Annotated in this window: 24 protein-coding genes and 1 tRNA gene; 19 read left to right on the forward strand and 6 right to left on the reverse strand. The window is 71.3% G+C overall.

The genetic code is table 11. The features are described from left to right. The first annotated feature begins 7 nt into the window (after nt 1-7). Together BIU98_RS09480 and BIU98_RS09485 are read left to right on the forward strand one after the other, a co-directional pair. Nucleotides 8-211, forward strand: coding sequence for a hypothetical protein (locus BIU98_RS09480; protein WP_071275292.1), 204 nt, complete (start codon nt 8-10; stop codon nt 209-211). Nucleotides 212-281: 70 nt separating this feature from the next. Beyond that, nucleotides 282-1,610 carry an NAD(P)/FAD-dependent oxidoreductase gene (locus BIU98_RS09485; protein ID WP_071275294.1) on the forward strand — a complete coding sequence of 443 codons (1,329 nt, stop codon included), beginning with the start codon at nt 282-284 and terminating at the stop codon, nt 1,608-1,610. Nucleotides 1,611-1,673: 63 nt separating this feature from the next. Here BIU98_RS09485 and BIU98_RS09490 read toward each other — a convergent pair whose 3' ends face one another. Further along, a complete protein-coding gene (locus BIU98_RS09490; RefSeq protein WP_071275296.1) occupies nt 1,674-2,540 on the reverse strand; it encodes a helix-turn-helix transcriptional regulator in 867 nt (288 codons plus the stop codon). Nucleotides 2,541-2,721: 181 nt separating this feature from the next. On the opposite strand from BIU98_RS09490, the gene BIU98_RS09495 reads away from it, so the two are divergent. The 3 genes from BIU98_RS09495 to BIU98_RS09505 all read left to right on the forward strand — a co-directional run bounded on the left by BIU98_RS09495 (nt 2,722) and on the right by BIU98_RS09505 (nt 5,291). Further along, nucleotides 2,722-3,414 (forward strand): SDR family NAD(P)-dependent oxidoreductase, encoded by a 693-nt coding sequence (locus BIU98_RS09495; RefSeq protein WP_071275299.1) that lies wholly within the window; start codon nt 2,722-2,724, stop codon nt 3,412-3,414. A gap of 135 nt (nt 3,415-3,549) precedes the next feature. Next, nucleotides 3,550-4,689, forward strand: a complete 1,140-nt coding sequence (locus BIU98_RS09500; RefSeq protein ID WP_071275301.1) for a zinc-dependent alcohol dehydrogenase — start codon at nt 3,550-3,552, stop codon at nt 4,687-4,689. Beyond that, the gene (locus BIU98_RS09505; protein WP_254787837.1) at nt 4,686-5,291 is read left to right on the forward strand and encodes a hypothetical protein; all 606 of its coding nucleotides are present in this window, start codon (nt 4,686-4,688) and stop codon (nt 5,289-5,291) included. The genes BIU98_RS09500 and BIU98_RS09505 overlap by 4 nt, the downstream gene beginning before the upstream one ends. 65 nt (nt 5,292-5,356) lie before the next feature. On the opposite strand, the gene BIU98_RS09510 is transcribed toward BIU98_RS09505, so the two are convergent. Beyond that, nucleotides 5,357-5,442 (reverse strand) — tRNA-Leu (locus BIU98_RS09510). Nucleotides 5,443-5,611: 169 nt separating this feature from the next. On the opposite strand from BIU98_RS09510, the gene BIU98_RS09515 reads away from it, so the two are divergent. From BIU98_RS09515 to mshC, 3 genes are all read left to right on the forward strand, one after another. Further along, nucleotides 5,612-6,937 (forward strand): M20/M25/M40 family metallo-hydrolase, encoded by a 1,326-nt coding sequence (locus BIU98_RS09515; protein WP_071275303.1) that lies wholly within the window; start codon nt 5,612-5,614, stop codon nt 6,935-6,937. A gap of 63 nt (nt 6,938-7,000) precedes the next feature. Beyond that, entirely contained in the window at nt 7,001-7,828 is an 828-nt protein-coding gene (locus tag BIU98_RS09520) for an undecaprenyl-diphosphate phosphatase (protein ID WP_071275305.1), read from the forward strand. Beyond that, nucleotides 7,825-9,066 carry a cysteine--1-D-myo-inosityl 2-amino-2-deoxy-alpha-D-glucopyranoside ligase gene (gene mshC, locus BIU98_RS09525; protein ID WP_071275307.1) on the forward strand — a complete coding sequence of 414 codons (1,242 nt, stop codon included), beginning with the start codon at nt 7,825-7,827 and terminating at the stop codon, nt 9,064-9,066. The genes BIU98_RS09520 and mshC overlap by 4 nt, the downstream gene beginning before the upstream one ends. Nucleotides 9,067-9,334: 268 nt before the next feature. On the opposite strand, the gene BIU98_RS09530 is transcribed toward mshC, so the two are convergent. Further along, nucleotides 9,335-10,267: a proteasome assembly chaperone family protein gene (locus BIU98_RS09530; RefSeq protein WP_071275309.1), complete on the reverse strand. Its 933-nt coding sequence runs from the start codon at nt 10,265-10,267 to the stop codon at nt 9,335-9,337. A 140-nt stretch (nt 10,268-10,407) separates the two neighbouring features. Between BIU98_RS09530 and BIU98_RS09535 the strand changes: the two genes are divergently transcribed. The 9 genes from BIU98_RS09535 to BIU98_RS09575 all read left to right on the forward strand — a co-directional run bounded on the left by BIU98_RS09535 (nt 10,408) and on the right by BIU98_RS09575 (nt 21,323). Then, nucleotides 10,408-11,181 (forward strand): HAD family phosphatase, encoded by a 774-nt coding sequence (locus tag BIU98_RS09535; RefSeq protein WP_254787838.1) that lies wholly within the window; start codon nt 10,408-10,410, stop codon nt 11,179-11,181. Nucleotides 11,182-11,207: 26 nt separating this feature from the next. Continuing rightward, nucleotides 11,208-12,245, forward strand: coding sequence for a tRNA (adenine-N1)-methyltransferase (locus BIU98_RS09540; RefSeq protein WP_071276406.1), 1,038 nt, complete (start codon nt 11,208-11,210; stop codon nt 12,243-12,245). Nucleotides 12,246-12,288: 43 nt separating this feature from the next. Further along, nucleotides 12,289-13,194 carry an FKBP-type peptidyl-prolyl cis-trans isomerase gene (locus BIU98_RS09545; RefSeq protein ID WP_071275311.1) on the forward strand — a complete coding sequence of 302 codons (906 nt, stop codon included), beginning with the start codon at nt 12,289-12,291 and terminating at the stop codon, nt 13,192-13,194. A gap of 95 nt (nt 13,195-13,289) precedes the next feature. Then, nucleotides 13,290-14,312, forward strand: a complete 1,023-nt coding sequence (locus BIU98_RS09550; RefSeq protein WP_071275313.1) for a YafY family protein — start codon at nt 13,290-13,292, stop codon at nt 14,310-14,312. After that, a complete protein-coding gene (locus tag BIU98_RS09555; protein WP_071275315.1) occupies nt 14,305-15,276 on the forward strand; it encodes a YafY family protein in 972 nt (323 codons plus the stop codon). Before BIU98_RS09550 ends, BIU98_RS09555 begins: the two co-directional genes overlap by 8 nt. Before the next feature lie 665 nt (nt 15,277-15,941). Next, entirely contained in the window at nt 15,942-16,763 is an 822-nt protein-coding gene (gene tatC, locus BIU98_RS09560) for a twin-arginine translocase subunit TatC (RefSeq protein WP_368073042.1), read from the forward strand. Beyond that, nucleotides 16,760-19,210 (forward strand): RNA helicase, encoded by a 2,451-nt coding sequence (locus tag BIU98_RS09565; protein ID WP_071275319.1) that lies wholly within the window; start codon nt 16,760-16,762, stop codon nt 19,208-19,210. Before tatC ends, BIU98_RS09565 begins: the two co-directional genes overlap by 4 nt. A 155-nt stretch (nt 19,211-19,365) precedes the next feature. Beyond that, nucleotides 19,366-20,868, forward strand: coding sequence for an apolipoprotein N-acyltransferase (gene lnt, locus BIU98_RS09570; RefSeq protein ID WP_254787839.1), 1,503 nt, complete (start codon nt 19,366-19,368; stop codon nt 20,866-20,868). Nucleotides 20,869-20,972: 104 nt separating this feature from the next. After that, on the forward strand, nt 20,973-21,323 hold the full coding sequence (locus tag BIU98_RS09575; protein ID WP_071275321.1) for an RNA polymerase-binding protein RbpA: 351 nt from the start codon (nt 20,973-20,975) through the stop codon (nt 21,321-21,323). Between the two features lie 70 nt (nt 21,324-21,393). Here the strand turns inward: BIU98_RS09575 and BIU98_RS09580 are convergent, their stop codons facing one another. Together BIU98_RS09580 and BIU98_RS09585 are read right to left on the reverse strand one after the other, a co-directional pair. Next, nucleotides 21,394-22,614, reverse strand: coding sequence for an SPFH domain-containing protein (locus BIU98_RS09580; protein ID WP_071275323.1), 1,221 nt, complete (start codon nt 22,612-22,614; stop codon nt 21,394-21,396). Continuing rightward, the gene (locus BIU98_RS09585; protein ID WP_071275325.1) at nt 22,611-23,084 is read right to left on the reverse strand and encodes an NfeD family protein; all 474 of its coding nucleotides are present in this window, start codon (nt 23,082-23,084) and stop codon (nt 22,611-22,613) included. Before BIU98_RS09585 ends, BIU98_RS09580 begins: the two co-directional genes overlap by 4 nt. 150 nt (nt 23,085-23,234) lie before the next feature. On the opposite strand from BIU98_RS09585, the gene BIU98_RS09590 reads away from it, so the two are divergent. Continuing rightward, nucleotides 23,235-23,996: an SDR family oxidoreductase gene (locus BIU98_RS09590; RefSeq protein ID WP_071275327.1), complete on the forward strand. Its 762-nt coding sequence runs from the start codon at nt 23,235-23,237 to the stop codon at nt 23,994-23,996. Between the two features lie 39 nt (nt 23,997-24,035). Further along, entirely contained in the window at nt 24,036-24,494 is a 459-nt protein-coding gene (locus BIU98_RS09595) for an NUDIX hydrolase (RefSeq protein WP_071275329.1), read from the forward strand. Here BIU98_RS09595 and BIU98_RS09600 read toward each other — a convergent pair. Continuing rightward, a complete protein-coding gene (locus BIU98_RS09600) occupies nt 24,478-24,876 on the reverse strand; it encodes a VOC family protein (protein WP_071275331.1) in 399 nt (132 codons plus the stop codon). The genes BIU98_RS09595 and BIU98_RS09600 overlap by 17 nt on opposite strands. Nucleotides 24,877-24,926: the final 50 nt, after the last annotated feature.

Here is a 24,926-nt window from a genome sequence, read left to right on the forward strand (position 1 = left end):
CAGCGCCGTGATCGTCGAGGTCGACGACCGCACCTGGCTCGTCAAGCGCGACGAGTCGTCGTCTCCAGAGGCGGTGATCGACCGCTTCGGCGGCGGCTACCGACTCCGGCGCTTCAGCCTGGTCGAGTCCCGCCGCACGGCACACGGCGTCTACACGGGCCTCGAGCTCGCCGAGACCGCCTGGTGGCGGTTGCGCGACACCCGTCGCTGATCGTCATCCGATCTGCCCGATCCGCGCGGCGATGATGACGCTGCGAGCCGGGATCGAGTAGACCGGACACATGGCAGATTCGATCCCTCACGTCCTCGTCCTCGGTGGCGGCTCCGCCGGCTACTCCACCGTCAAGCAGCTGCAGAAGCACGCCGCGACCGTGCCGATGCGCATCACCCTCGTGGACCAGAACACGTACTACACGTACCTGCCGTTCCTGCCCGAGGTCGCCGGCGGTCACATCGCGCCGAAGGACGTCACCGTCGAGCTCCGTCGTGCGCTCCGCAAGACCCGCGTGATCCAGGGCAAGGTCACCGGCATCTCCTCGGCCGACAAGACCGTGTCGATCGCCACGGCCGGCGGCGACGACCGCACGCTCGGCTACGACCAGCTCGTCGTCGCACTCGGCTCCGTCACGCGCACCTTCCCGACCCCGGGCCTCGACGAGGTCGGCGTCGGCTTCAAGACCGTGGAAGAGGCGGCCTACGTCCGCGCCAAGCTCCTCGACAACATCGCGAAGGCCGCTGCCACCCGTGACGACGACGAGCGTCGCCGTCTGCTCACCAGCATCTTCGTCGGCGGTGGCTACACCGGTGTCGAGGCCATCGGCGAGCTGTTCGACGTCTCGCAGGCCGCCATCAAGACGTACCCGTCGCTCGCCGGCGAGCAGCCCCGCTGGGTGCTCATCGACGCGCTCGACCGCGTCGCGCCCGAGGTCGGCCCCGAGCTGTCGAAGTGGACCCTCGAGTCCCTCCGTGCCCGCGGCATCGACGTCCGCCTGAAGACCACCATGCCGAGCTGCGAGGGCGGCGTCGTCAAGCTCTCCGACGGCGACGAGTTCGCCACCGGCCTGCTCGTCTGGACCGCCGGCGTGAAGCCGAACCCGCTCCTCGACGCCTCCGACCTGCCGCGCGGGCCGAAGGGCCACCTCGCCGCCAACGCGAAGCTCCAGGTCGAGGCCGAGGACACCCACGAGGTCGTCCCCGGCGTCTGGGGCCTCGGCGACGTCGCGCAGGTCCCCGACCTGACCGCCGACAAGCAGCCGGCGTACTACCCGCCGAACGCGCAGAACGCCGTCCGCCAGGCCGTCGTCGCCGCGGACAACGTGGTCGCCACGATCACGGGCAAGCCGCTCGAGGAGTACCGCCACGTCTCCGTGGGCACGGTCGCCTCGTACGGTGTCGCCAAGGGTGCCGCCAACATCAAGGGCATCAAGATGACGAACCTGTTCGCCTGGCTCGCGCACCGCTCGTACCACGTGTACGCGATGCCGACGCTGAACCGCAAGGCGCGCATCGTCATCGGCTGGGTCACCGGCGCCGTCTCCGGTCGCGACGCGACCTCGCTCATCAAGGAGACCGACCCGCGTCGCTCCTTCGTGGACGCCAGCAAGAGCTAGGCAACCACGCTCAGACGGGAGGCTCGGTGCCAGCTGGCACCGGGCCTCCCGTCCGTCGTACGGTCACCGTGCGGAGTCGGTGGGGGATGCGGCTCGGACGGCTCCGACGCGGAGGAAGTCGAGCTTCTCGGCGTCGGGTCCTCCTGTCGCGGTCGAGTAGACGACGAGCTTGACGTCGGAGTCGGGAACGGTGACGACGTCGCAGTCGAGGGTGACGTCGCCGACGACGCGGTTGTGGACCGTCTTCACGAGGGACTGGTGCGCCGCCGCTCGCCCTTCGTCCCAGTACGCGGCGAAGCGTTCGCTCTCGCGCCGCAGGCGAGTGATGAAGGCCGCGAAGCGGGCGTCCTCGCCGAGCCTCGCGGCGGTGCGTCGGAGGTCAGCGACGAGGGCACGCTCGAAGGACGCTGGGCCGCCGTGCGCCGTCGCGACCTCAGCGACGCTGTCGTCGATGAAGGTCTGCACGATCAGGTTCTGGTCGGGGTCCGCGAGCACCGACGGCGCGTCGAACAGGGCCTGCCAGAGCGGCGTGGAGTGCAGCATCGTCCAGTCGGCGGCGAACACGGCCAGCGGGAGATCGGCCATGCGGACGAGCATGCGCTGCAGACCAGGTGGGATGTGTCGCGACACCACACCCGCGCGGGGCGGTGCGAGTCCGGCTGCGCGGTGGAACAGGTCGGTCTCGCTGCGGTCGAGTTGCAGAGCGCGTGCGAGGGACTGGACGACCTGGGCTGAGGGTGTGCGGGAGCGACCCTGTTCCAGGCGCATGACGTAGTCCACGCTGACGCCGGCGAGCTGCGCGAGTTCCTCGCGGCGCAGCCCCGCCGTTCGTCGACGCCCGAACGACTCCAGGCCGACGTCCTCGGGGCGCAGCCGCCCCCGCCAGGCGCGGAGGAGCTCGCTCAGGTCCTCGACGTGGTCTGCATGCATCCGTCCATTGTCGGCGCGCAGGGCGACCGCCGCATGGGAACGCCTGTCCCATGCTCGGGAAGCACCCTGCGGTGCCCACCGCCGATGGGTAGCACCGTTCTTCCCTGGCTGCGGCAGGTCGTGTGACCGCACGCTTGGCCTCGCACCACCACGAGACCGATCACACGACAGCAGGAGAACCATGACCATCACGCTCATCACCGGGGGCAACAAGGGCATCGGCCACGAGACCGCCCGGCGGCTGATCGCTGCCGGACACACCGTGTGGATCGGCGCTCGGGACACCGATCGCGGCCGGGTTGCCGCAGCGGGGCTCGGCGCCTCGTTCGTGCAGCTCGACGTCACGGACGACGCGTCCGTCACCGCGGCGGCTGCGACGATCCAGGACCAGGCGGGCCACCTCGACGTCCTGGTCAACAACGCCGGCATCCTCGGGGACGTCACCGCGCCCGAGGACATGACCGTCGACCAGCTGCGTGCGGTCTACGAGACCAACGTCTTCGGCGTCGTCCGTGTGACGAACACGTTCCTGCCGGTCCTCCGGCGTTCCACGGCCCCTTCGGTCATCAACGTGACGAGCGGCCTCGGGTCGTTCACGCTGGTCCACGACGCGGAACGTGTCGAGTCGCAGTACCCGCTCGCGGCCTACGGCTCCTCCAAGACAGCAGTCACCATGCTGACCATGCAGTACGCCAAGACCACCCCGGACGTCCGCTTCAACGCGGTGGATCCCGGACAGACAGCGACCGAGTTCACCGGTCAGCTCGGGCACAGCGTCGAGGACGGCGCCGACGCAGCAGTCCGGATCGCGACCCTCGGCACGGACACCCCGACCGGGACCGTCACCGACCGCGACGGTCGCCTGCCCTGGTAAGTGACCGGTGACGGACGGGAGGCTCGGTGCCAGCTGGCACCGGACCTCCCGTCCGTCATTGGTCACCATGCGCAGACCTGGAACGGCTCCCACGCGTCGCTCGCCACCCTGGGCGGACGAGCGAGAGGAGCGTCCATGCGCGCCATGACGTACCGAGGTCCGTACCGCGTCCGGGTCGAGGAGAAGCCCGACCCGCGCATCGAACACCCGAACGACGCGATCGTCCGGGTCGAGCGGGCCGCGATCTGCGGATCCGACCTGCACCTGTACCACGGCATGATGCCCGACACCCGGGTCGGCCACACGTTCGGCCACGAGTTCATCGGCGTCGTCGAGCAGATCGGGTCGTCGGTCGAACACCTGAGCGTGGGCGACCGCGTGATGGTCCCGTTCCACATCTCCTGCGGGACCTGCTGGTTCTGCGCCAGGGGCCTGTTCACGAACTGTCACAACGTCAACGCGAACGCCACCGCGGTGGGCGGGATCTTCGGGTACTCGCACACGACCGGTGGCTTCGACGGCGGGCAGGCCGAACGGGTCCGCGTGCCGTACGCCGACGTCGGGCCGCAGGTCATCCCCGACTGGCTGGACCCCGACGACGCACTGTTGATGACCGACGCGCTCGGCACCGGCTACTTCGGGGCGCAGCTCGCCTCGATCCGCGAGGGCGACACCGTCGTGGTCCTCGGCGCCGGCCCCGTCGGGTTGTTCGCGGCGAAGTCGGCTTGGTTCATGGGTGCCGGCCGCGTGATCGTCATCGACGCGTTCGAGTACCGCCTCGAGAAGGCGCGGACGTTCGCACACGCCGAGACGATCAACTACGCCGAGGTCGACGACGTGGTCGTGGAGATGAAGAAGCAGACCGACTACCTCGGGGCTGACAGCGTCATCGACGCAGTGGGTGCCGAGGCCGACGGCAACTTCCTGCAGCACGTCAGCGCTGCCAAGTTCAAGATGCAGGGCGGCTCACCGGTCGCGTTGAACTGGGCGATCGACGGCGTCCGCAAGGGCGGCACCGTCTCGGCCATCGGCGCGTACGGGCCGATCCCGAACCTGGTGAAGTTCGGTGACGCCATGAACAAGGGCGTCACGATCCACATGAACCAGGCACCCGTGAAGCGGCAGTGGCCGCGGCTGCTCGAGCACATCCAGGCCGGACACCTGAAGCCGAGCGACATCATCACGCACCGCATCCCGCTCGAGCACATCGCCGAGGGCTACCACCTGTTCTCCGCGAAGCTCGACGGGTGCATCAAGACGGTGATCGTGCCGTGAGCAGGGAGGACGAGGAGATGACGGACCACATCGCGTACATCGCCGACGGGAAGCGCAACGCGCCGAGTGCGGACGAGCTCCGGGCGCGGATCCCCGGGTGGGGGAGCGACCTCGACCCCGCCGACCGGCCGAGCGTGCCGAAGCTGTCCAGGGAGGCCGGTTCCGCCACCGGGGCGCACTGGGTCCGCCCGGAGCAGCAGCCGGGCGGGACGGGGCGCGAGCGCTCGATCGAGCACGCGCACGTGACGCCCGTGTTCGGGACGGCCCAGCCGCTCCGAGGCCTCGCCGGGGTCGTGCGGCGGTACGCCTACCGCCGCTTCAGCGAGGGACGCCTGGCGCACTGGATGCTGCTCGTCGTGGGCGACCGGATCGACGTCGCGACCCACCGGGTGACCGACGCGCTGCGCGGGCGGCCGGACGACCTGATCGGGGAGACCGGCATCGGTGCCGAGCGGGGGAAGCGGCCGATCGCGTCGCGGCTCGGGAGCACGCGGCCCGACACGCACCACACGTGGATGGACCCGTTCGTCGTGAACTGGCCCGCGGTCGTGGCCGGTGGCGTGCTGCTGCTGGTCGTGCGGCGGGTGCTGCGGCGGCGGTAGGCGGGCGCACGAAAACGAACGGCCCACCCGAAGGTGGGCCGTTCGCCGCGTGTCTCAACACTGCGTGTCCGAAGGGGGACTTGAACCCCCACGCCCTAATACGGGCACTAGCACCTCAAGCTAGCGCGTCTACCAATTCCGCCATCCGGACAGGATGTTCTGCAGTTGTGCGACAGTCCCAGCGGGTTTCCCCGGCGTTGCTGCCGGAGAAGACATTAGCACGGGTCTGAACGGTCGTTGAACACGGCTGGACATCCCGGGCGCGTTGACGAACGGGAGCTCCGGCCGGAGCCGTCGGAGGGGGCCGGTAGCGTGGTGGCATGACGACGGACCCGCAGGGCACCACGACCGAGCCGGAGCTCGAAGCCACCGCTCGGATCGCCCGAGACCTCATCAGGATCGACACGACCAACTGGGGTGAAGGCCGCTCGAACGGGGAGTCCGAGGCCGCCCACTACGTCGAGGCAGCGCTCCGCGACCTCGGCGCGTCGCCGCAGCTGTTCGAGTCCGAGCCCGACCGGGTCAGCGTCGTCGCGCGCTTCCCGGGGCGCAACCGGGACAAGCCCGCACTCGTCGTCCACGGGCACCTCGACGTCGTCCCCGCGGACCCCGCCAACTGGAGCGTCGACCCGTTCGGCGGCGTGGTCAAGGACGGCATGCTCTGGGGTCGCGGTGCCGTCGACATGAAGAACATGGACGCGATGATGCTGACCGCTCTCGGCGACGTCATCGCCGAGCACGGAGCACCCGAGCGCGACCTCGTGATCGCGTACTTCGCGGACGAGGAAGCCGGCGGGGTGCTCGGCGCCCACCACGTCGTGTCGAACCACCCCGAGGTCTTCGACGGGGCGACGGCCGCGATCAGCGAGGTGGGCGGCTACTCCGTCACGCTCGACGACCGGCGCGCGTACCTGCTGCAGACCGGCGAGAAGGCCCTGATGTGGATCACGCTCGTCGCCCGCGGCACTGCCGCGCACGGGTCCCACGTCATCCGGGACAACGCCGTCACGAAGGTCGCGGCCGCCGTCGCCCGGATCGGGAGCGAGGACTGGCCGGTCCGCCTCTCGGCGACGACCGAGTCGATGATCACCGAGATCGCGCGGTTCCTCGGGGTCGACCCCACGGTGACCGGTCCGGACGAGATCGCCCTCGCGACCGGGTCCGCCTCCCGCTTCATCCACGCGGCGCTCCACACCACGACGAACCCGACCGTGCTGCGCGCCGGGTACAAGCACAACGTGATCCCCGACGCTGCTGAGGCGCTCATCGACATCCGCTGCCTCCCCGGGGACGAGGAGACGGTGCTCGCCCGCGTGCGGGAACTCGCCGGCGACGACGTCGAGGTCGTCATGAACCACCGCGACATCGGCATGGAGCAGGACTTCGGCGGTCCGCTCGTCGACGCCGTGCGGGACGTCCTCGGTCGGCACGACCCGGGCGCCCCCGTGCTGCCGTACCTGCTCTCCGGCGGCACGGACAACAAGGCCCTCTCCACGATCGGCATCGCCGGCTACGGCTTCGTGCCGCTGCAGCTGCCGGTCGGCATCGACTTCCCCGCGATGTTCCACGGCGTGGACGAACGCGTGCCGCTCGACTCGCTGGCGTTCGGTCGGCGCGTGCTCGGCGACCTGCTCGGCACGTACTGACACACTGGACGGTCGCCTGACCCGGCGACACCCGACGACGACCCACCCTGAAAGGCCGCGCCAGTGCACATCCTCGAGGCCATCTTCCTCGGCTTCGTGCAGGGACTGACCGAGTTCCTGCCCGTCTCCTCCAGCGCGCACCTGCGCATCGTGGGGCTGTTCCTGCCCGATGCCGAGGACCCGGGTGCCGCGTTCACCGCCGTGACCCAGCTCGGAACCGAGACCGCGGTGCTCATCTACTTCTGGCGGGACATCAAGCGGATCGTCGCCCGCTGGTTCGGCTCGCTCTCCGGCAGGGTGCCGCGCACCGATCCCGACGTCCGCCTCGGGTGGCTGGTGATCCTCGGCACGATCCCGATCGGGGTCGTCGGGCTGCTGCTGCAGGACACGATCGAGACCACGTTCCGGTCGCTCTGGATCGTGGCGGTCGTGCTCATCGTCTTCGGCGTCGTGCTCGGCGTGCTCGACCGCGTCGGCCGCAAGGAGCGCCCCATCGAGCAGATGACCTTCGGCGGCGGCATCCTGGTCGGCCTGGCCCAGGTGCTCGCCCTCGTCCCCGGCGTCTCCCGCTCGGGCGCGACGGTGTCGATGGGCCTGGCGCTCGGCTACACCCGCGAAGCCGCGGCGCGCTTCGCGTTCCTGCTCGCCGTGCCCGCCGTGTTCCTGTCCGGGCTGTACGAGGCCGCGACCAGCCTCGGCGACACCGGCGCGCCGTTCGGCCTGGCCGACACGCTGATCGCGACCGTCGTCGCCTTCGGGGTGGGGTACGTCGTGATCGCCGCGTTCATGCGCTACATCAGCAAGCGGAGCTTCCTGCCCTTCGTGTACTACCGGATCGCACTGGGTATCGTGCTGATCGTGCTGCTGTCGCTCGGAGTGATCAACCCGTGAGGGCCTGGCAGGCCCCGTCCGTCCCCGAGGTCCCCGGCAACGGCCCTCGCCCCGTCGTGCACGACACGGCCGTGGGCAAGCCGGTCGACCCGACGCGCGGGGACGACCGTGCCGCGCTCTACGTGTGCGGCATCACCCCGTACGACGCCACCCACCTCGGCCACGCGGCCACCTACCTGGCGTTCGACACACTCGGTCGGGCCTGGCGTGACGCCGGCTTCGACGTGGAGTACGCCCAGAACACCACCGACGTCGACGACCCGCTGCTCGAGCGTGCCGCACGGGACGGCGTCGACTGGCAGGACCTCGCCGCGTCGCAGATCGACCTGTTCCGCCGCGACATGGAGGCCCTGCGCATCCTGCCGCCCGACGACTACGTCGCCGTCACGGACGAGGTCGAGCGCATCGCCGAGGCGATCGCGTTCCTGCAGGAGACCGGCTACGCGTACAGCGTGCCCACCCCCGACTCCGAGGGCGACGACCTCTACTTCGACGTCAACCGCCCGACCGAGTCCTGGGCCCTCGGCGACGAGAGCCGCCTGGACCGCGAGACCATGCTGACGCTGTCGGCCGAACGCGGTGGCGACCCCGACCGCGCGGGCAAGCGCGACCCCCTCGATCCGCTCCTCTGGCGCGCCGCCCGTGCGGGCGAGCCGAGCTGGGAGACCGAGGTCGGCCCGGGTCGTCCCGGCTGGCACATCGAGTGCAGCGTCATCGCCGGCGACCGCCTCGGCCTGCCCATCACCGTGCAGGGCGGCGGCAGCGACCTCGTCTTCCCGCACCACGAGATGAGCGCTGGACACGCTGCAGCCCTGGCACACCAGCCCCTCGCGAACGCCTACGTGCACACGGGGATGATCGCGTACCAGGGCGAGAAGATCTCGAAGTCGCTCGGCAACCTCGTCACCGTGCGGGGGCTGCTCGACGACGGCGCCGACCCTCGGGCCATCCGCCTGGCCCTGCTCTCGCACCGCTACTCGGACGACTGGGAGTGGTTCGACGGCGAGCTCGCGAGTGCGACCCGTCGACTCGCGACCTGGGACGCCTGGGCTTCCGGTGGCGCGGGACACGCCGACGACGCGGACGACGTCGTCGCACGCCTCCGTGCCCGCGTGGCGGACGACCTCGACACGCCGGGTGCCGTCGCGGCCGTCGACACCGCGGTCGCGGGTGGGACGCGCTCGACGCCGGCGCTCGTCGACGTCGTCGACGCGCTGCTCGGCATCCGCATCGGCTGACGCGCCGCTGAGGACGCAGTTGGTGTCGGTTCCCGCGGACGGGACGCGACACGAACTGCGACCTCACCAGGCGAGACGGGCCGGCCACACGACGGACGGGAGGCTCGGTGCCAGCTGGCACCGAGCCTCCCGTCCGTCGTCGGTGTGCGTTCCGACCCCTGTCACCTGCGATGGCGGGTCGGAACGCGCGTTGCGGGTCGGAAGAACCGACCCGCAACGCGCGGAACGACCTGCAACGCGCGACGCGACCCGCGGCCCGCCCGTCGCGCTACTGCGGCGGCGTCGGCGGGCGCCAGGGGCCCTCGCCCGCGGAGCCGCCCCCGTCCTTGCCGTCCTTGCGCTCCCGACGGCGGAGGTACTGCTCGAACTCCTGCGCGATGGCGTCCCCGGAGGCCTCGGGGGAGTCGACCGTGTCACGGGCCTGCTCGAGCTGCCCGATGTAGGACGCCATGTCCTCGTCGTCGGCGGCCAGGGCGTCGATGCCCTCCTCCCACTCGGAGGCGTCGTCGAGGAGGGTGCCGCGCGGGACCGTGACGTCCGTGAGCTCCTCCATCTTGTCCAGCAGCGACAGCGTGGCCTTCGGCGACGGCGCGTTGTGCACGTAGTGCGGCACCGAGGCCCAGAGCGAGAGCGTGGTGAGCCCGGCCTTGTCCATCGTGTCGGACAGCACGCCGAGGATGCCGGTCGGGCCCTCGTACGAGGACTTGTCGACGTCGAAGGCCTGGCGCACGTCGGCGTTCTCGCTTGACACGAAGACCGAGATCGGCCGGGTGTGCGGGACGTCGGCGAGCATCGCGCCGACGAAGACGACGGCGTCGATCGAGTACACGTCGGCGAGGTCGATGACCTCGGCGCAGAACGCGCGCCACGTCCGCGAGGGCTCTGGGCCGACGAGCACGAAGACGTCGCGGTCGGCGGGGGAGCCGGTGGCGCCGATGACCGGACGGCCGAGCTCACCCGGGCCGTGCAGGACGATGCGTGGCCACTCGATCCCGCGCACCCCGTTGTCGTCGCTGCCGACGTTCGGACGGTTGAACTGGTAGTCGACGTACCGCTCGCCGTCGATCTCCCGGAGTTCGTCGAGCCCGAGCGCGTCGACGATGCGGCGAGCGAGACCGCTGGCGGCCTCACCCGCGTCGTTCCAGCCCTCGAACGCGACGACCAGCAGCCGGCCGTCGTTGAAGGGGGAGTGCTGTGGCACGGAGCGGACCTCCTGGAGGTGGAGTGGAGCGGGTCACCAGCGCGCGAACGGCGCGCCGGACGACCGGACACGATCAGGCATCCACTGTAGGCCCCTCGGGCGGGTCGGCCCCGCGCCGGCCGCCGGTAGACTCGACGCCCGTGACTGCGCATCCCCCCGCCCTCGTCCAGCCCGCAGCCGTGCTGTGGGACATGGACGGCACGATCATCGACACCGAGCCGATCTGGCAGCAGTCCCAAGTGGAGCTGACCGGTCGCCACGGCGCCACCTGGACGCACGAGGACGGTCTGTCCCTCGTGGGCAGCGGGCTCGAGCGCTCGGGGGAGATCCTCCGCGACCGTGGCGTCGACATGGAGGTCGAGGAGATCGTCCAGTGGATGACCTCCTACGTGATGGAGCGCCTGCAGGGCGACGACCTGCCGTGGCGCCCGGGCGCACGTGAGCTCATCGAGGAGCTGCACACCCGCGGCATCCCGACCGCCCTGGTCACGATGTCCCGCCGGAACATGGCGCTCGTCGCCGCTGACGCCCTCGCCGACCACGCCTTCCGGGTCGTCGTCGCCGGTGACGACGTCGAGCACCCCAAGCCGCACCCCGAGGCCTACCTCCGTGCCGCAGCCGAACTCGGCGTCGACGCCACCGCCTGCGTCGCGATCGAGGACTCGGCCACCGGCGTCGCGGCCGCCGTCGCGTCCGGTGCCGTCACGATCGCGGTCGAGCACATCGTCCCGCTCCCCGAGACCGCCGGCGACGTCTACCTGACGTCGCTGGCCGGCATCGACGTGGACCGGTTGGTCGAGCTGACGTCGCCGGCGCTGGCTGCGCGCGCCGGTGGGGCGTCCGCGTCGTCTCGGCCTGGAGGCCCTGGTGCGGTCGACGGCGCCGCCACCGGCACCGAGGGGGTCACCTCGTGAACGCCGAGCTCCCCGACACGACCGGTCTGCCGCACACCGCCGGCGGTGCGCCGCACACCCCGCCGCGCGGTCCGTTCCGCGCCGGGGACCGCGTGCAGCTGACCGGACCGAAGGGCAAGCTCACGACGCTGTCCCTCGAGCCCGGCGTGATCTACCACACGCACCGCGGCATGCTCGCGCACGACGACGTCATCGGGCAGCCGGACGGGTCCGTCATCATCGCGAGCTCCGGCGACGAGTACCTGGCGCTCCGCCCCCTGCTCAACGACTACGTGATGTCGATGCCGCGCGGCGCGGCGATCGTCTACCCGAAGGACGCGGCCCAGATCGTCGCCTTCGCGGACGTCTTCCCCGGTGCCCGCGTGGTCGAGGCCGGCGTCGGTTCCGGGGCGCTCTCGCTGTGGCTGCTCCGCGCGATCGGTCCGACCGGTCGCCTGCAGTCGTTCGAGCGTCGCGACGAGTTCGCCGAGATCGCCCGGGGCAACGTCGGCACCTTCCTCGGCGCCGTGCCGGACAACTGGAGCGTGACGGTGGGCGACCTCGTCGAGGAGCTCCCCGGTGCCGTCGAGGAGCAGAGCGTCGACCGCGTCGTGCTCGACATGCTCGCGCCGTGGGAGTGCGTGGACGCGGCCGCGGACGCCCTCGTGCCCGGTGGCCTCATCGTCTGCTACGTCGCGACGGTCACGCAGCTGTCCCGCACGGCCGAGGCGCTCCGCGACACCGGGCGCTTCACCGACCCGCAGTCGAGCGAGACCCTGGTCCGCACGTGGCACGTCGAGGGCCTCGCCGTCCGACCGGACCACCGCATGGTCGGGCACACCGGGTTCCTCGTGACGGCACGTCGCCTGGCCGACGGCGTCGTGCTCCCGAACCTCAAGCGTCGTGCGAGCAAGGCCGAGTTCTCCGACGAGGACGTCGAGGCCTGGACGCCCGGGGCCGTCGGCGACCGGACCGCGAGCGACAAGAAGCTCCGCAAGGTCGCGCGGCAGGCGGCCGCACAGGCCCGCAAGGTCGCGGCGGCCGAGGCCGGCAGCCCGGCCGAGACCGATGGTGACGACCGGTAGGCTTCCGCTGTCGCTCGTCCTGCATCGAACGGAAAGAGGGTCCGTGCGCACCATCCCCGCACTCCTGGTCACCATCGGACTGGCCGCGTCGCTGACGGCGTGCACGTCGAGCGGCGCGGGTTCGTCCCCGTCGAGCTGCGACGCCCCCGGTGCCGCGTCCGAGGCCGTCAGCGCCTCCGGCCGCTTCGGTGCCGAGCCGAAGGTGAGCATCCCGACAGGACTCACGACGAAGGGCACGCAGGTCTCGATCCTGAAGCAGGGCGAGGGTCGCCGCATCGACGAGGGCACACCCGTGCTCATCGAGTACACGCTCGTCGACGGCACCACCGGCAAGGTCGCGCAGACCAGCGGGTACAACGGCAAGACCGCCCCGATCACCGCGGGCTCGTCGAACGCCGGGGCCCTCGGCGACGCGCTGCAGTGCGCAAACGTGGGGGACCGCCTCGCCGTGGCGCTGCCGCAGAGCGCGCTGAGCTCCGGCGCGAAGGCCACCAACAAGACCGAGGACGCCGTCGTCGCCGTCATCGACGTCAAGCGGGCCTTCGACGCCCGTGCCACCGGGACCCCGCAGGTCGCTGCCGACCACATGCCCGCGGTCGTGCTCGCGCCGGACGGTGCCCCCGGCATCACGGTGCCGTCGACCACGGCGCCGAAGGGCGATGAGACCCACCTGCTCCGCAAGGGCTCCGGCACCGTGCTCACGGCGAAGGACACCGCGGTCATCAAGTACACGGCCGTCACGTGGGGCGAGGACTCCACCGTCGCCGGCTCGAGCTGGACCGACGGCACCGGCGCGCAGACCGTGCCGCTGACCAAGGGCCAGGTGCAGGAAGGCGTCAGGAACGCCATCGTCGGCAGCCGTGTCGGCGACCAGGTCCTCGCCGTCGTGCACCAGCAGGGCATCGCCTACGCGTACGTCATCGACGTGCTCGGGGTCATGCCGTCCTGATCGTCGGAACGGCCCTCCGGACGGCCCTGACCGACTGTCCACCGCCTCGCGCGAGGGTGCACTCCTGCACCCTCGCGCTGCCGTAGGATCGGCTCGTGCCAGCCACCCGTGTGCCCCGCGTACCGGCGGAAGAACGCCTGTTCAGCCTCGTGCTCGCGCTGCTCTCGACCGAGGCCGGGCTGACCAAGTCGGAGATCCTGGCGAACGTGCAGGGCTACCGGCAGCGGTTCACGACCGGCGGGGACAACGCCTCGCTGGAGCGGCAGTTCGAGCGCGACAAGGACGACGTCCGCGAGCTCGGCATCCCGCTCGAGACCATCGAGACCCCGGGCGCCGCCGGCAACAACCAGACGCTCCGCTACCGGATCCCCAAGGGCGAGTACGACCTGCCGCTCGACGTCCGCTTCACCCCGGACGAGTCCGCACTGCTCTCCCTCGCCGCGATGGCCTGGCGCGAGGGCGCGCTGTCGTCGGACTCCCGCCGGGGGCTGCTCAAGGTCCGGTCGGCCGGGGACGACGAGGGCACGACCGAGGCCTTCGGCATCGACGCCTACGCGCCGCGCCTCCGCACCCGTGACGCCGCCTTCGAGCCGCTCCGTGCCGCGCTCGACCGGGCCGCCGGCGTCCGCTTCGACTACATCACCCCAGGCGAGCACGAGCCCCGCCGGCGCGAGCTCCACCCGATGGCGCTCGTGCAGCACGGTGGTCGCTGGATGCTCACGGCGTACGAACCCTCGACCGACGGCGTGAAGAACTACCTGCTGTCCCGGATCGTCGGCCCGGTCACGTCGTTCCAGGCCGGCCAGCACCCCGCGCCCGCGGGGGCCGGGGAGCGCGCCCTGACCGAGCTCGACCGGCTCTGGTCCGAACGCACCGCCACCGTCGCCGTGCAGCCCGGCTCGGACGCCGAACGCCGGCTCACCCGACGCCGCGACACCACCACCACGACCGACGGCGCCCTGGTCATCCACTACGTCGACCCGCAGATCCTGGCCGAGGAACTCGCGGCCTTCGGGCCGGAGCTCCGGGTGCTCGAACCGGACGAGGTCCGCGAGCGCGTCGTCGGACGGCTCCGCGCACTCGTCGCCGACCACGCCGAGGGAGCGCTCCGTGGCTGACACCCAACCGCTGCAGGCCCAGGACAAGCTCGCGTTCCTGCTCGCCCTGGTGCCGTACCTCATCGACCGCGAACGCGTCTCCGTGGCAGAGGCCGCCCGGCACTTCGGCGTGCCCGAGGCCCGGATCCGCCGTGCCGTCGAGCTCATCGCGGTGTCCGGCATCCCCGGCGAGACGATGCAGTACCAGCACGGCGACCTGTTCGACATCGCGTGGGACGACTTCGAGCAGAACGCCATGATCGTGCTGACGAACCTCGTCGCGATCGACGACTCCCCGCGGCTCTCCGCGCGCGAGGCCTCGGCGCTCATCGCGGGGCTGCAGTACCTCTCCGCGCTGCCCGAGGCCGCCGACCGCGACGCCATCCGCGCGCTCATGGCCAAGCTGTCCCGCGGTGCCGGGGGAGCGGCCGCGAACGTCGCCGTCGGGCAGGAGCTCCATGACGCCACCCTGACGACGATCCGTCGGGCGATGTCCGAGTGCCGCGGCCTGGTCTTCGAGTACGCCGGCCCGCGCAGCAAGGGCAGGACCCGCCGCGTCGACGCCCTGCGGGTCGAGTCGATCGACACCGACTGGTACCTCCGTGCCTGGGACCTCGACCGCCAGGCGCTGCGGACCTTCCGCCTCGACCGGATGACGAACGCCCGGGTGGACGACCGTCCCGCCGAGCGCTCCATCGAGGACGTCGTCATCCCGGACACCCTCTTCCAGCAGAGCTCGAACGACGTCATCGTCACGCTCGAGCTGGACGCCTCGTCCTTGCCGCTCGTCGCCGACTTCCTCGCCGACACCGCGGACGCGCCCGACGACGGCGGCCGGGTGCGCATCCGGCTGGCCGCGTCGGCCGGGTTCGACGGCGTCGTCCGGCTCGTCGCCGGCCTCCCGGGCCGCGCCGTCGTGATCGACCCGCCCGCGGCGCGGGACGCGGTCCGCGCGTTCGCCGCGTCGGCGCTCAGCGCCGACTGACCCGGGCCGGCTTGCCCCGGAGGCTGACCCGCGCCCGGCGCCCATTGGCACCGCACCACCGACGACGGCTCGCGCCGTGCGATTCCGCGGCGCGAGCCGACGTCGGTGGTGCGACGGCGGTCCGCGCCACGCACGCCGCGGCGGACGGGAGGCTCGTGGCGGCGCCGCACGGAGCCTCCCGTCCGGTGTGCCACGGGTCCCGACACCCCGTCGGCTCAGCGGCGAGTGGTCACGATCGGTCGGCTGAGGCCGCCGGAGGCGACGGCCTGCGACCGCTCGGCGGACGTGAGCGGGGTGTCGTGACCACTCGTGCCGGCCGGTGGCCGCGCCGCGGCGGACGGGAGGCCCGTGGCGGCGCCGCACCGAGCCTCCAGTCCGGCTGGCCCACCGGTCGCGACACCCCGTCGGCTGGGCGGCGAGTGGTCACGATCGGTCGGCTGAGACCGCCGGAGGCGACGGCCTGCGGCCGCTCGGCGGACGTGAGCGGGGTGTCGTGACCACTCGCGCCGCCCGGTGGCCGCGCCGCGGCGGACGGGAGGCCTGGGGCGGCGCTGCGCCGAGCCTCCCGTCCGGCGAGCCACCGGTCGCGACCACTCGCGGTGCGCGACCTGTGCGTTCGCGGCCTGCGCCGCGGACTGTCGGTCCCGCTGCCGTAGGATCAGGACATGGCTTCGACGACCGCGCGCGGGCGAGAGAAGCGGCAGGGTCGCCAGTCCAGGGAGCCCGAAGGCCGCATGTCCCTCGGGCAGCACCTGATCGAGCTGCGCAACCGGCTGTTCAAGGCCGTGGTCGCAGTGCTCCTCGGTGCTGTGGGTGGCTGGTTCCTGACGCCGTTCGTGCTCGATTCGCTGCGATCGCCGGTGGCGAAACTCGCAGAGGTGGGTGGGCACACAGCCGAGCTGAACTTCCCGATGATCACGGGGGCGTTCGACCTCCGGCTGCAGATCGCGATCACGGTCGGCGTCGTCATCGCCAGCCCGGTGTGGCTCTACCAGATCTGGGCGTTCATCGTCCCGGCGCTCGTCCGTCGTGAGAAGCAGTACGTCTGGGGCTTCCTCGGCACGGCGATCCCCCTGTTCTTCGCCGGCTGCTGGTTCGGGTGGACGGTCCTGCCGCACATCGTCGGCATCCTCGGCAGCTTCGTGTCCAGCCAGGACACCTCGATCGTCGACGCCAAGGCCTACTACGACTTCGTCATCAAGCTCATCGTGGCGGTCGGCATCGCGTTCGTCCTGCCGGTGTTCCTGGTGCTGCTCAACTTCGTCGGGGTGCTCTCGGCGAAGGCGATCATCAAGTCCTGGCGCGTGGCCATCCTCTGCATCCTCGTCTTCTGCGCCATCGTCACGCCGAGCGCCGACGTCATCTCGATGTTCCTGCTCGCGGTCCCGATGGTCGTCCTCTACGTCGCGGCGTGTGTCGTCACGTGGTTCCATGACCGCCGCCTGGCGAAGCGTCAGGCGAAGCTCGACGCCGAGTACGGGCTGTGACGGACACCGGCCTGAGCGCTGCCGAGCGCTTCCAGGCAGCGAAGGTCCGCAACCGGTCGCGCAACCTCGAGCTGTTCCGCGCCGACCTGCGGTTCGACCTCGACCCGTTCCAGTTCGCCGCCTGTGACTCGCTCGACCAGGGCCGCAGCGTGCTCGTCGCGGCACCGACCGGCGCCGGCAAGACGATCGTCGCGGAGTTCGCGATCTGGCTCGCGATGCGGCAGCCCACGGCGAAGGTGTTCTACACGACGCCGATGAAGGCGTTGAGCAACCAGAAGTACCAGGAGCTCGTCGAGGTCTACGGCGAGACCGAGGTCGGCCTGCTGACGGGCGACACGAACGTCAACCCGCGGGCACGGGTGGTCGTGATGACGACCGAGGTGCTCCGCAACATGATCTACGCGGACTCGGACCTGCTCGACGACCTGGCGTGGGTCGTCCTCGACGAGGTGCACTACCTGGCCGACCGGTTCCGCGGTGCCGTGTGGGAAGAGGTCATCCTGCACCTGCCGACCGAGGTCCGGCTCGTCTCGCTCTCCGCGACGGTGTCCAACGCCGAGGAGTTCGGCGACTGGCTGCAGACCGTCCGCGGGGACACCGACGTCATCGTGTCCGAGGACCGTCCCGTCCCGCTCGAGCAGCACGTGCTCGTCGGCAACAAGATGGTCGACCTGTTCGATTCCTCGGGTGCCGCTGCGACGAACCGGGTCAACCCGGAGCTCCTCCGCCTGGTCGGTGGGGCTGCCCGCAACGAGGGCCGCGGTGGCGGACACCATGGTCGTCGTGGCCGCGGCGGGTACCCGGAGCGCCGGGGGCCGCGGACCGAGAAGCTGCACCGCGAACACATCGCGCGGATGCTCGACGAGCGCATGCTCCTGCCCGCGATCTTCTTCGTGTTCAGCCGCGCGGGCTGCGACCAGGGCGTCCGGCAGGTCCTGCGCTCCGGCGTCTCGCTGACCACCTCGCAGGAGCGCAACGAGATCCGCGAGACGGCGGAGTACCACTGCCGCACGTTGCTCGACGAGGACCTCGCGGTGCTCGGGTACTGGGAGTGGCTCGAGGGCCTCGAGCGCGGGGTCGCCGCCCACCACGCCGGCATGCTGCCCGCGTTCAAGGAGGTCGTCGAGGACCTCTTCCAGCGCAAGCTGCTCAAGGTCGTCTTCGCGACGGAGACCCTGGCGCTCGGCGTCAACATGCCCGCGCGCACGGTCGTCCTCGAGAAGCTCGAGAAGTTCAACGGCGAAGCCCGGGTCCCGATCACGCCGGGGGAGTACACCCAGCTGACGGGCCGCGCGGGACGCCGGGGCATCGACGTCGAGGGCCACTCGGTCATCCAGTGGTCGGACGGCCTCGAACCGCAGGCGGTCGCGTCCCTGGCCAGCCGGCGGACGTACCCGCTCAACTCCTCGTTCAAGCCGACGTACAACATGGCCGTCAACCTCATCGACCAGTTCGGTCGCCAGCGCACCAGAGAGGTCCTCGAGACCTCGTTCGCGCAGTTCCAGGCAGACCGGTCGGTCGTCGACCTCGCGCGCAAGGTGCGGTCGCAGCAGGAGTCCCTCGACGGCTACCAGAAGTCCATGGAGTGCCACCTCGGCGACTTCACCGAGTACGCGGCCCTGCGGCGGGAGCTCTCCGACCTCGAGCGCTCGAACGTCCCCGGTGGTCGCGAAGCCTCGCACGGTGCCCGCGCCGAACGCCAGGCCTCCATCACCGAGGTCCGCCGCGCCCTGCAGCGACACCCCTGTCACGCCTGCCCGGACCGCGAGGCCCACGCCCGCTGGGCCGAGCGCTGGTACAAGCTCAAGCGCGTCAACGACAAGCTCGTCCAGCAGATCCGGTCGCGCACCGGCGCCGTCGCGACGACGTTCGACCGCGTCACCGACGTGCTGCTGCAGCTCGGCTACCTCGTCCCGACGAACGACGGTACCGGTGAGGCGACCGTCGCAGCCGGTGGTCGACGGCTCCAGCGCATCTACGGCGACCGCGACCTGCTCGTCGCCGAGTGCCTCGAGGCCGGCGTGTGGAAGGAGCTCACGCCCGGGCAGCTCGCCGCCATGGCCGCGACGATCGTCTACCAGCCCCGCCGCGAGGACGCGCCCGGCACCGAGCACGCCCTGCCCCGCGGTGCCTTCCGCCCGGCGCTCGACCAGACCCTGACCATCTGGGCCCGGCTCGACGACGTGGAGCGGGACGCCCGCCTGGCCGGGTCGCAGCCGCCCACGCCGGCGATCGCGCTCGGCATGTTCCGCTGGGCCTCGGGCTCCGCCCTGGACGACGTCCTGCGCGCGCTCGACCTGGCCGCCGGCGACTTCGTCCGCTGGTCCAAGCAGGTCATCGACCTCCTCGACCAGATCAAGAACGCCGGCGACCCCGACCTCGCCGAGACCGCTCGCCGTGCGACCGACGCGGTCCGCCGCGGCATCGTCGCGTACGCGACGGTCTGACGGGAGGCCCGGTGTCCGTCCGCGAGTCCGTCGCGCCTCCGCGAGACGGTGGCGTCCCACCGAGACGCCGCGGTCCGTCTGAGACGCCGCCACTTCCGGCGGCGTCTGGTGCACTCGGCGGCGTCTCGTGGCCGTCCCCGTTCACGGCGCTGCCGGTGCGGGTCGCCCTGCCCCTCGCGGTGATCGGCGGTGTGCTCTTCGCGCTCGCGTTCCCGACACCCGGGTGGTGGTTCCTCGCCTACCCGGCGGTGGCCTGCACGCTCCTGGCCGCGATTGGCCAGACCTGGCGCCGCGCGGCCTGGATCGGGTACCTCGGCGGCGTCGCGTTCTGGGTGCCGGCGATCTCCTGGGCCGGCCGCTACCTCGGCCCGGTCCCGTGGCTGGCGCTCGCGCTGTTCGAGGCGGCCATGTTCGCCCTCGGCAGCGTCGCGCTCGCACTCACGTACCGCTGGGTCGCCCGGGTGGTGACGACGACCGCCGGACGCGTGTGGGGCCTCCCGGCCGTGGTGGCGGCGATCTGGACCGGACGCGAGTGGTTCTCCGGGAGCTGGCCCTACGGCGGGTTCGCCTGGGGCCGGGTCGGGCTGTCGCAGTCCGAGAGCCCGTTCGCGCACCTGGCCGCCTACGTCGGCGTGCTCGGGCTGTCGTTCGTGGTCGTCTACTGTGTGGCCGTCGTGGTCTCGCTCGGACTCGTGTCGGGCGTCCGGCTCCGCATGCGGGTCGCGACGGCCGGGCTGCTCGCCGCCGCGGTGCTCGCCGTGCCCGCGTGGCCGACGGCCACTGACGGCACGATCCGCATCGAGTCCGTGCAGGGCAACGGGCCGGCGGGGTACTTCGACCGGGCGCAGCCGGGCGACGTGCTCCGGTCGCAGGTCGCCGCCACCGACGTCAACGCCCGCGGGGTCGACCTGGTGGTCTGGCCCGAGGCCTCGGCCGAGTACGACCCCCGCGCGCAGCCGGTCATCGCGAACGACCTCGACCAGGTGGTGCGTGGTGTGGGGGCGCCGATCGTCGCGGGTGCGATCACGCAGACGCCGTCCGGGGTGCTGCACAACACCTCGTTCGTGTGGACCGCGGACGGCTGGCAGTCGTCGTACGACAAGGTGCGCCCCGTGCCGTTCGGCGAGTACGTGCCGGACCGCTGGTTCTTCTCGAAGCTGGCGCCGTCGCTCATCGGGCTGCTGCAGCGCGACTACACGCCGGGGACGAAGCCGAACGTGCTCTCCGTCGCCGGGGTCAGGGCGGGCATCGCGATCTGCTTCGACATCGTCGACGACGGCCTGACCGCCGACATGGCACGCGGGGGAGCGCAGGTGATCCTCGCGCAGACGAACAACGCCGACTTCTCCGGCACCGACGAGAACCTGCAGCAGCTCGAGATCGCCCGGATGCGGGCCATCGAGAGCGGGCGCTCGCTCGTGAACATCTCGACCGTCGGGGCGTCGCAGGTCATCGACCCGACCGGCCGGACGATCGACCGCGTGCCGGAGTACACCGCCACGTCGATGGTCACCGACGCGCCCCTCGGGACGTCGACCACGCCGGCGACGGTGGCGTCCGGGGACATCACCCTCGTGCTGTCGCTCGGCGGGCTGCTCGTGCTGCTCGCCTGCGCGCCCTGGGGTCGCCGTCGGCGCCGAGGTCCCGCCGGCCGCTGACCTCCCCGAAGCGCGGCACTGGGAACCCACTGTGAATGCGCCGGTCCCGGAACGGGAGCGCGTGGGACAGTGTTGGAACGGGGGAACGACGAGAGGAGTCCACCATGGCTGATCGGAGTCTCCGCGGCATGCGGCTCGGGAGTCAGAGTCTCCAGAGCGAAGAGGGCGTCGAGCTCTCAGATCGCAAGCGTGCGGTGTACCAGGCCGCGACGGGCGAGACCTTCGACGTGGTGTTCTCGGCCGACGCCGAGGTCCCGCAGAGCTGGTCCGACCCGCGCAGCGGTTTCGAGGGACGCCTGCTCGGCGACGACGGCGTGCCCGTCGAGGTCGCGGCAGAGGACGTCAAGGCACCGCGAACGCACTGGGACATGCTGCTCGAGCGGCGGTCCCGCGAGGAGCTCGAGGAACTGTTGCAGGAACGCCTGCAGTTCCTCCGCGCCCGACGCGGCGCCTGACCTGAACGAGTGACGGCCCGCTCCCTGCATCGGGGAGCGGGCCGTCGTCGTTCGTGGACTGCTGGTGCTGCTACTGCTGCTGGCCGTTGTTGTCGTTGTCGCCGTCGCGCAGTTGCGCGCGGGTGGCGTCAGCCGCGGCGGCGAGCTTCTCCTCGACACTGCGGTTCGACTCGGCGAGCCGCTCGTCGAGGACGGAGTCCGGGATGATGTCCGACGCCGGGGCGTTCGCCCGCGTCGCCGCCGAGGTGTTCGTGCCGTCGGCCGCGGCGCTGTTGGCCAGGCTCTCGTTGGCGAGCTGCGAGATCTTCGCGAGGAAGTCGCTGCCCCCGCCTGCACCTGCCGTGCCGGTTGCACCTGCCGTGCCGCCCGCACCGCCCGCGCCGCCGGCCGGGGAACCGCCCATGCGCGGGGCGCTGAAGCCCTTGGCGATGCCCGAGAGGGCCTCGGTGAACTCGCTGGGGATCATCCAGACCTTGTTCGCGGTGCCCTCGGCGATCTTCGGGAGCATCTGCAGGTACTGGTACGACAGCAGCTTCTCGTCCGGGTCGCCGACGTGGATGGCGTCGAAGACGGTCGCGATGGCCTGGGCTTCACCCTCGGCGCGGAGGACCTGCGCCTTGGCGGCACCCTCGGCCTGGAGGATGGCTGCCTGACGGGCACCTTCGGCCTCGAGGATCTGGGACTGCTTGGTGCCCTCGGCCTGCAGGATCGCAGCACGACGGTTCCGCTCGGCACGGAGCTGCTGCTCCATGGCGTCGACGATGGACACGGGCGGCTCGATCGCCTTGAGCTCGACTCGGCCCACCCGGATGCCCCACTTGCCGGTCGCCTCGTCGAGGACCACACGGAGCTGCCCGTTGATGTTGTCGCGGCTGGTCAGGGCTTCTTCGAGGTTGAGGCCACCGACCACGTTGCGGAGCGTGGTGGTCGTGAGCTGCTCGACGGCGCCGAGGTAGTTCGCGATCTCGTAGGTGGCCGCACGGGCGTCCGTCACCTGGAAGTAGACGACCGTGTCGATGGAGACGACGAGGTTGTCCTCGGTGATGACGGGCTGCGGCGGGAAGGACACGACCTGCTCACGCATGTCGAGCAGCGGCCGGAGCCGGTCGATGAACGGCACCAGCAGGTTCAGACCCGGGGTGAGGGTCTTGTGGTACTTGCCCAGTCGTTCGACCACGCCGGCCGTCGCCTGGGGGACGATCCGGATCGCCTTGGCGAGGACGACGATCACGAAGATGACGATGACGGCGATCAGTACGAAGAGCACGATCGTCCCGGGTGCGAGGGTCATTGGGCTGCCTTCTGTTGGATGCGGACGACGGCGGTCGAGCCCTCGATGGACTCGACGACGACGCCGGTGCCGAGCGGCGGGGTGCGGTCGGGAGCGGCTGCGTCGATGCGCGCGCTCCAGGTCTCGCCGTTGGCCAGGCGGACCTGACCGGGTGCGGTGGGGGTGAACGCGACGGCGACCGTGCCGGGCATGCCGACGAGGCCTTCCATCCCGGTGCGGCGCGGGTCAGCGCCACGGCCGAGGGCGGCGAGCACGCGGGGCCGCACGAGCGAGAGCAGCACGAGCGCGAGGACCGCGGCGATGATCGTGGAGAGCCACCACGGGGCACCGAGCAGGGCGGCGATCAACCCACCGGCGGCTCCGGCGGCCAACATGATGAAGATGAAGTCGAGCGTGAAGACCTCGACCACCCCCAGCACGAGGACCAGTGCGATCCAGACGATCGTCTGGACCCATTCGGTGATGTGCACGCGAGCTCCCTCCCTCGGTCGCGGCGGCACCCGCGGCATCGCGGAGCCGGTTCAACTCCGTTCAACATATCGGACGACCACCGACATCTCGCAGGGGATTGGTAGGCTCGCTGCGGTCGACTAGGACCCTTCGAACAGGAGAACAGCACTGTGAGCAACCCCCTCGCCCCCGGAGCACTCACCGGCACGCGTGCCCTCGTCACCGGGTCCTCCCGCGGCATCGGCGCCGACACCGTCGGGTACCTGGCAGAGGCCGGCGCGAAGGTCGTCGTGAACTACCGCAACAAGGCCCGTCGCGCGGAGCAGATCGCGGAGCGCGTCGTCGCCGCCGGTGGGGACGCCCTCGCCGTGGGCGCCGACCTGACCGACCACGACTCCGTGCAGGCCATGGTCGACACTGTGGTGCAGGCGTGGGGCGGCATCGACCTGCTCGTGCTCAACGCCTCCGGTGGCATGGAGTCCGGCATGGGCGACGACTACGCGCTCCGGCTGAACCGGGACGCCCAGGTCGACATGCTCCAGACCGCCGTGCCGCACATGCCCGCAGGCTCCCGGGTCGTCTTCGTCACGAGCCACCAGGCCCACTTCGTCGAGACCGCCGAGACGCTGCCCGAGTACGTGCCGGTCGCCAAGAGCAAGCGCGCCGGCGAACTCGCCCTGCGCGAGCTCGTCCCGCAGCTCGAAGCCGCCGGCATCGAGTTCGTGGTCGTCTCCGGCGACATGATCGAGGGCACCATCACCGCCACGCTCCTCAACCGGATCAACCCCGGCGCGATCGAGGGCCGTCGACAGGAGGTCGGCAAGCTCTACAGCGTCTCGGAGTTCGCCGCGGAGATCGCCCAGGCCGCTGTCGACCCGATCCCGGCCGACCACACCCGCCTGGTCGGCGACGTGAGCGGCTTCGTCGACTGAGAGCCCACCCGGTCCCGCGCGTCCGCTAGCGTCGGGGACGTGACTGCCACGCCCGGCCTGCGCCGAACCTCCCGGATCCTGCTCCTCGACCCGGAGGGTCGCGTGTTCCTGATGGACACGAACGCGCCGTCCTCCGACGGCTTCCACCGCTGGATCACGCCGGGCGGCGGTGTCGACCCGGGGGAGTCGCACCGCGACGCCGCGATCCGCGAACTCCGCGAGGAGACGGGCATCGTCATCACCGACCCCGGCGAGCCGGTCTGGTCGTGGGACTTCGACGTCGCGTGGGACCAGGCCGACCACGACCGCGGCCACTCGGAGTTCTACGTCGTGCGCACCGCGGGCTTCTCGCTCTCGAGCGAGGAGTGGACCGAGGACGAGCGCGTCGACATCCTCGACGCCCGGTGGTGGACGGCGGACGAGCTCGACGCCACCAACGAGCCGTTCGAGCCGCGTGAGCTGCCCGACCTGGTCCGGCGGTTCACTCCCGCGGCGTGAGGACGCAGAACTCGTTGCCCTCGGGGTCGGTGAGGACGACCCACGGGACCTCCTGCTGCCCGATGTCAGCGAGCGCCGCACCTCGTGCCACCAGACCGTCGACGGCGTCCTGCAGTGACTCGTCGGGCGCCGGCGCCAGGTCGATGTGCAGCCGGTTCTTGACCGTCTTGTCCTCGGGGACGGGGACGAAGACGAGTCCCTGCGGCTGCTGCTCCCGCGGGACGGTACCGGCGAGGTCGTCGGCGAACGGCGGCGCGATGACCGCCTCGTCGCCCTCATCGGACAGGTAGACCAGCGGCCAGCCGAGGGTCTCGCCCCACCAGCGGGCGAGTGCCTCGGTGTCGCGGCTGTCGATGACGATCGAGTACCAGCGGAGTGCCATGGCGACAGCATGGCCCTTCTCCACAGGCTCGTCCAGAGCCCTTCGTGCGG

It is taken from the genome of Curtobacterium sp. MMLR14_010, assembly GCF_001865015.1.
Lineage (GTDB): Bacteria > Actinomycetota > Actinomycetes > Actinomycetales > Microbacteriaceae > Curtobacterium.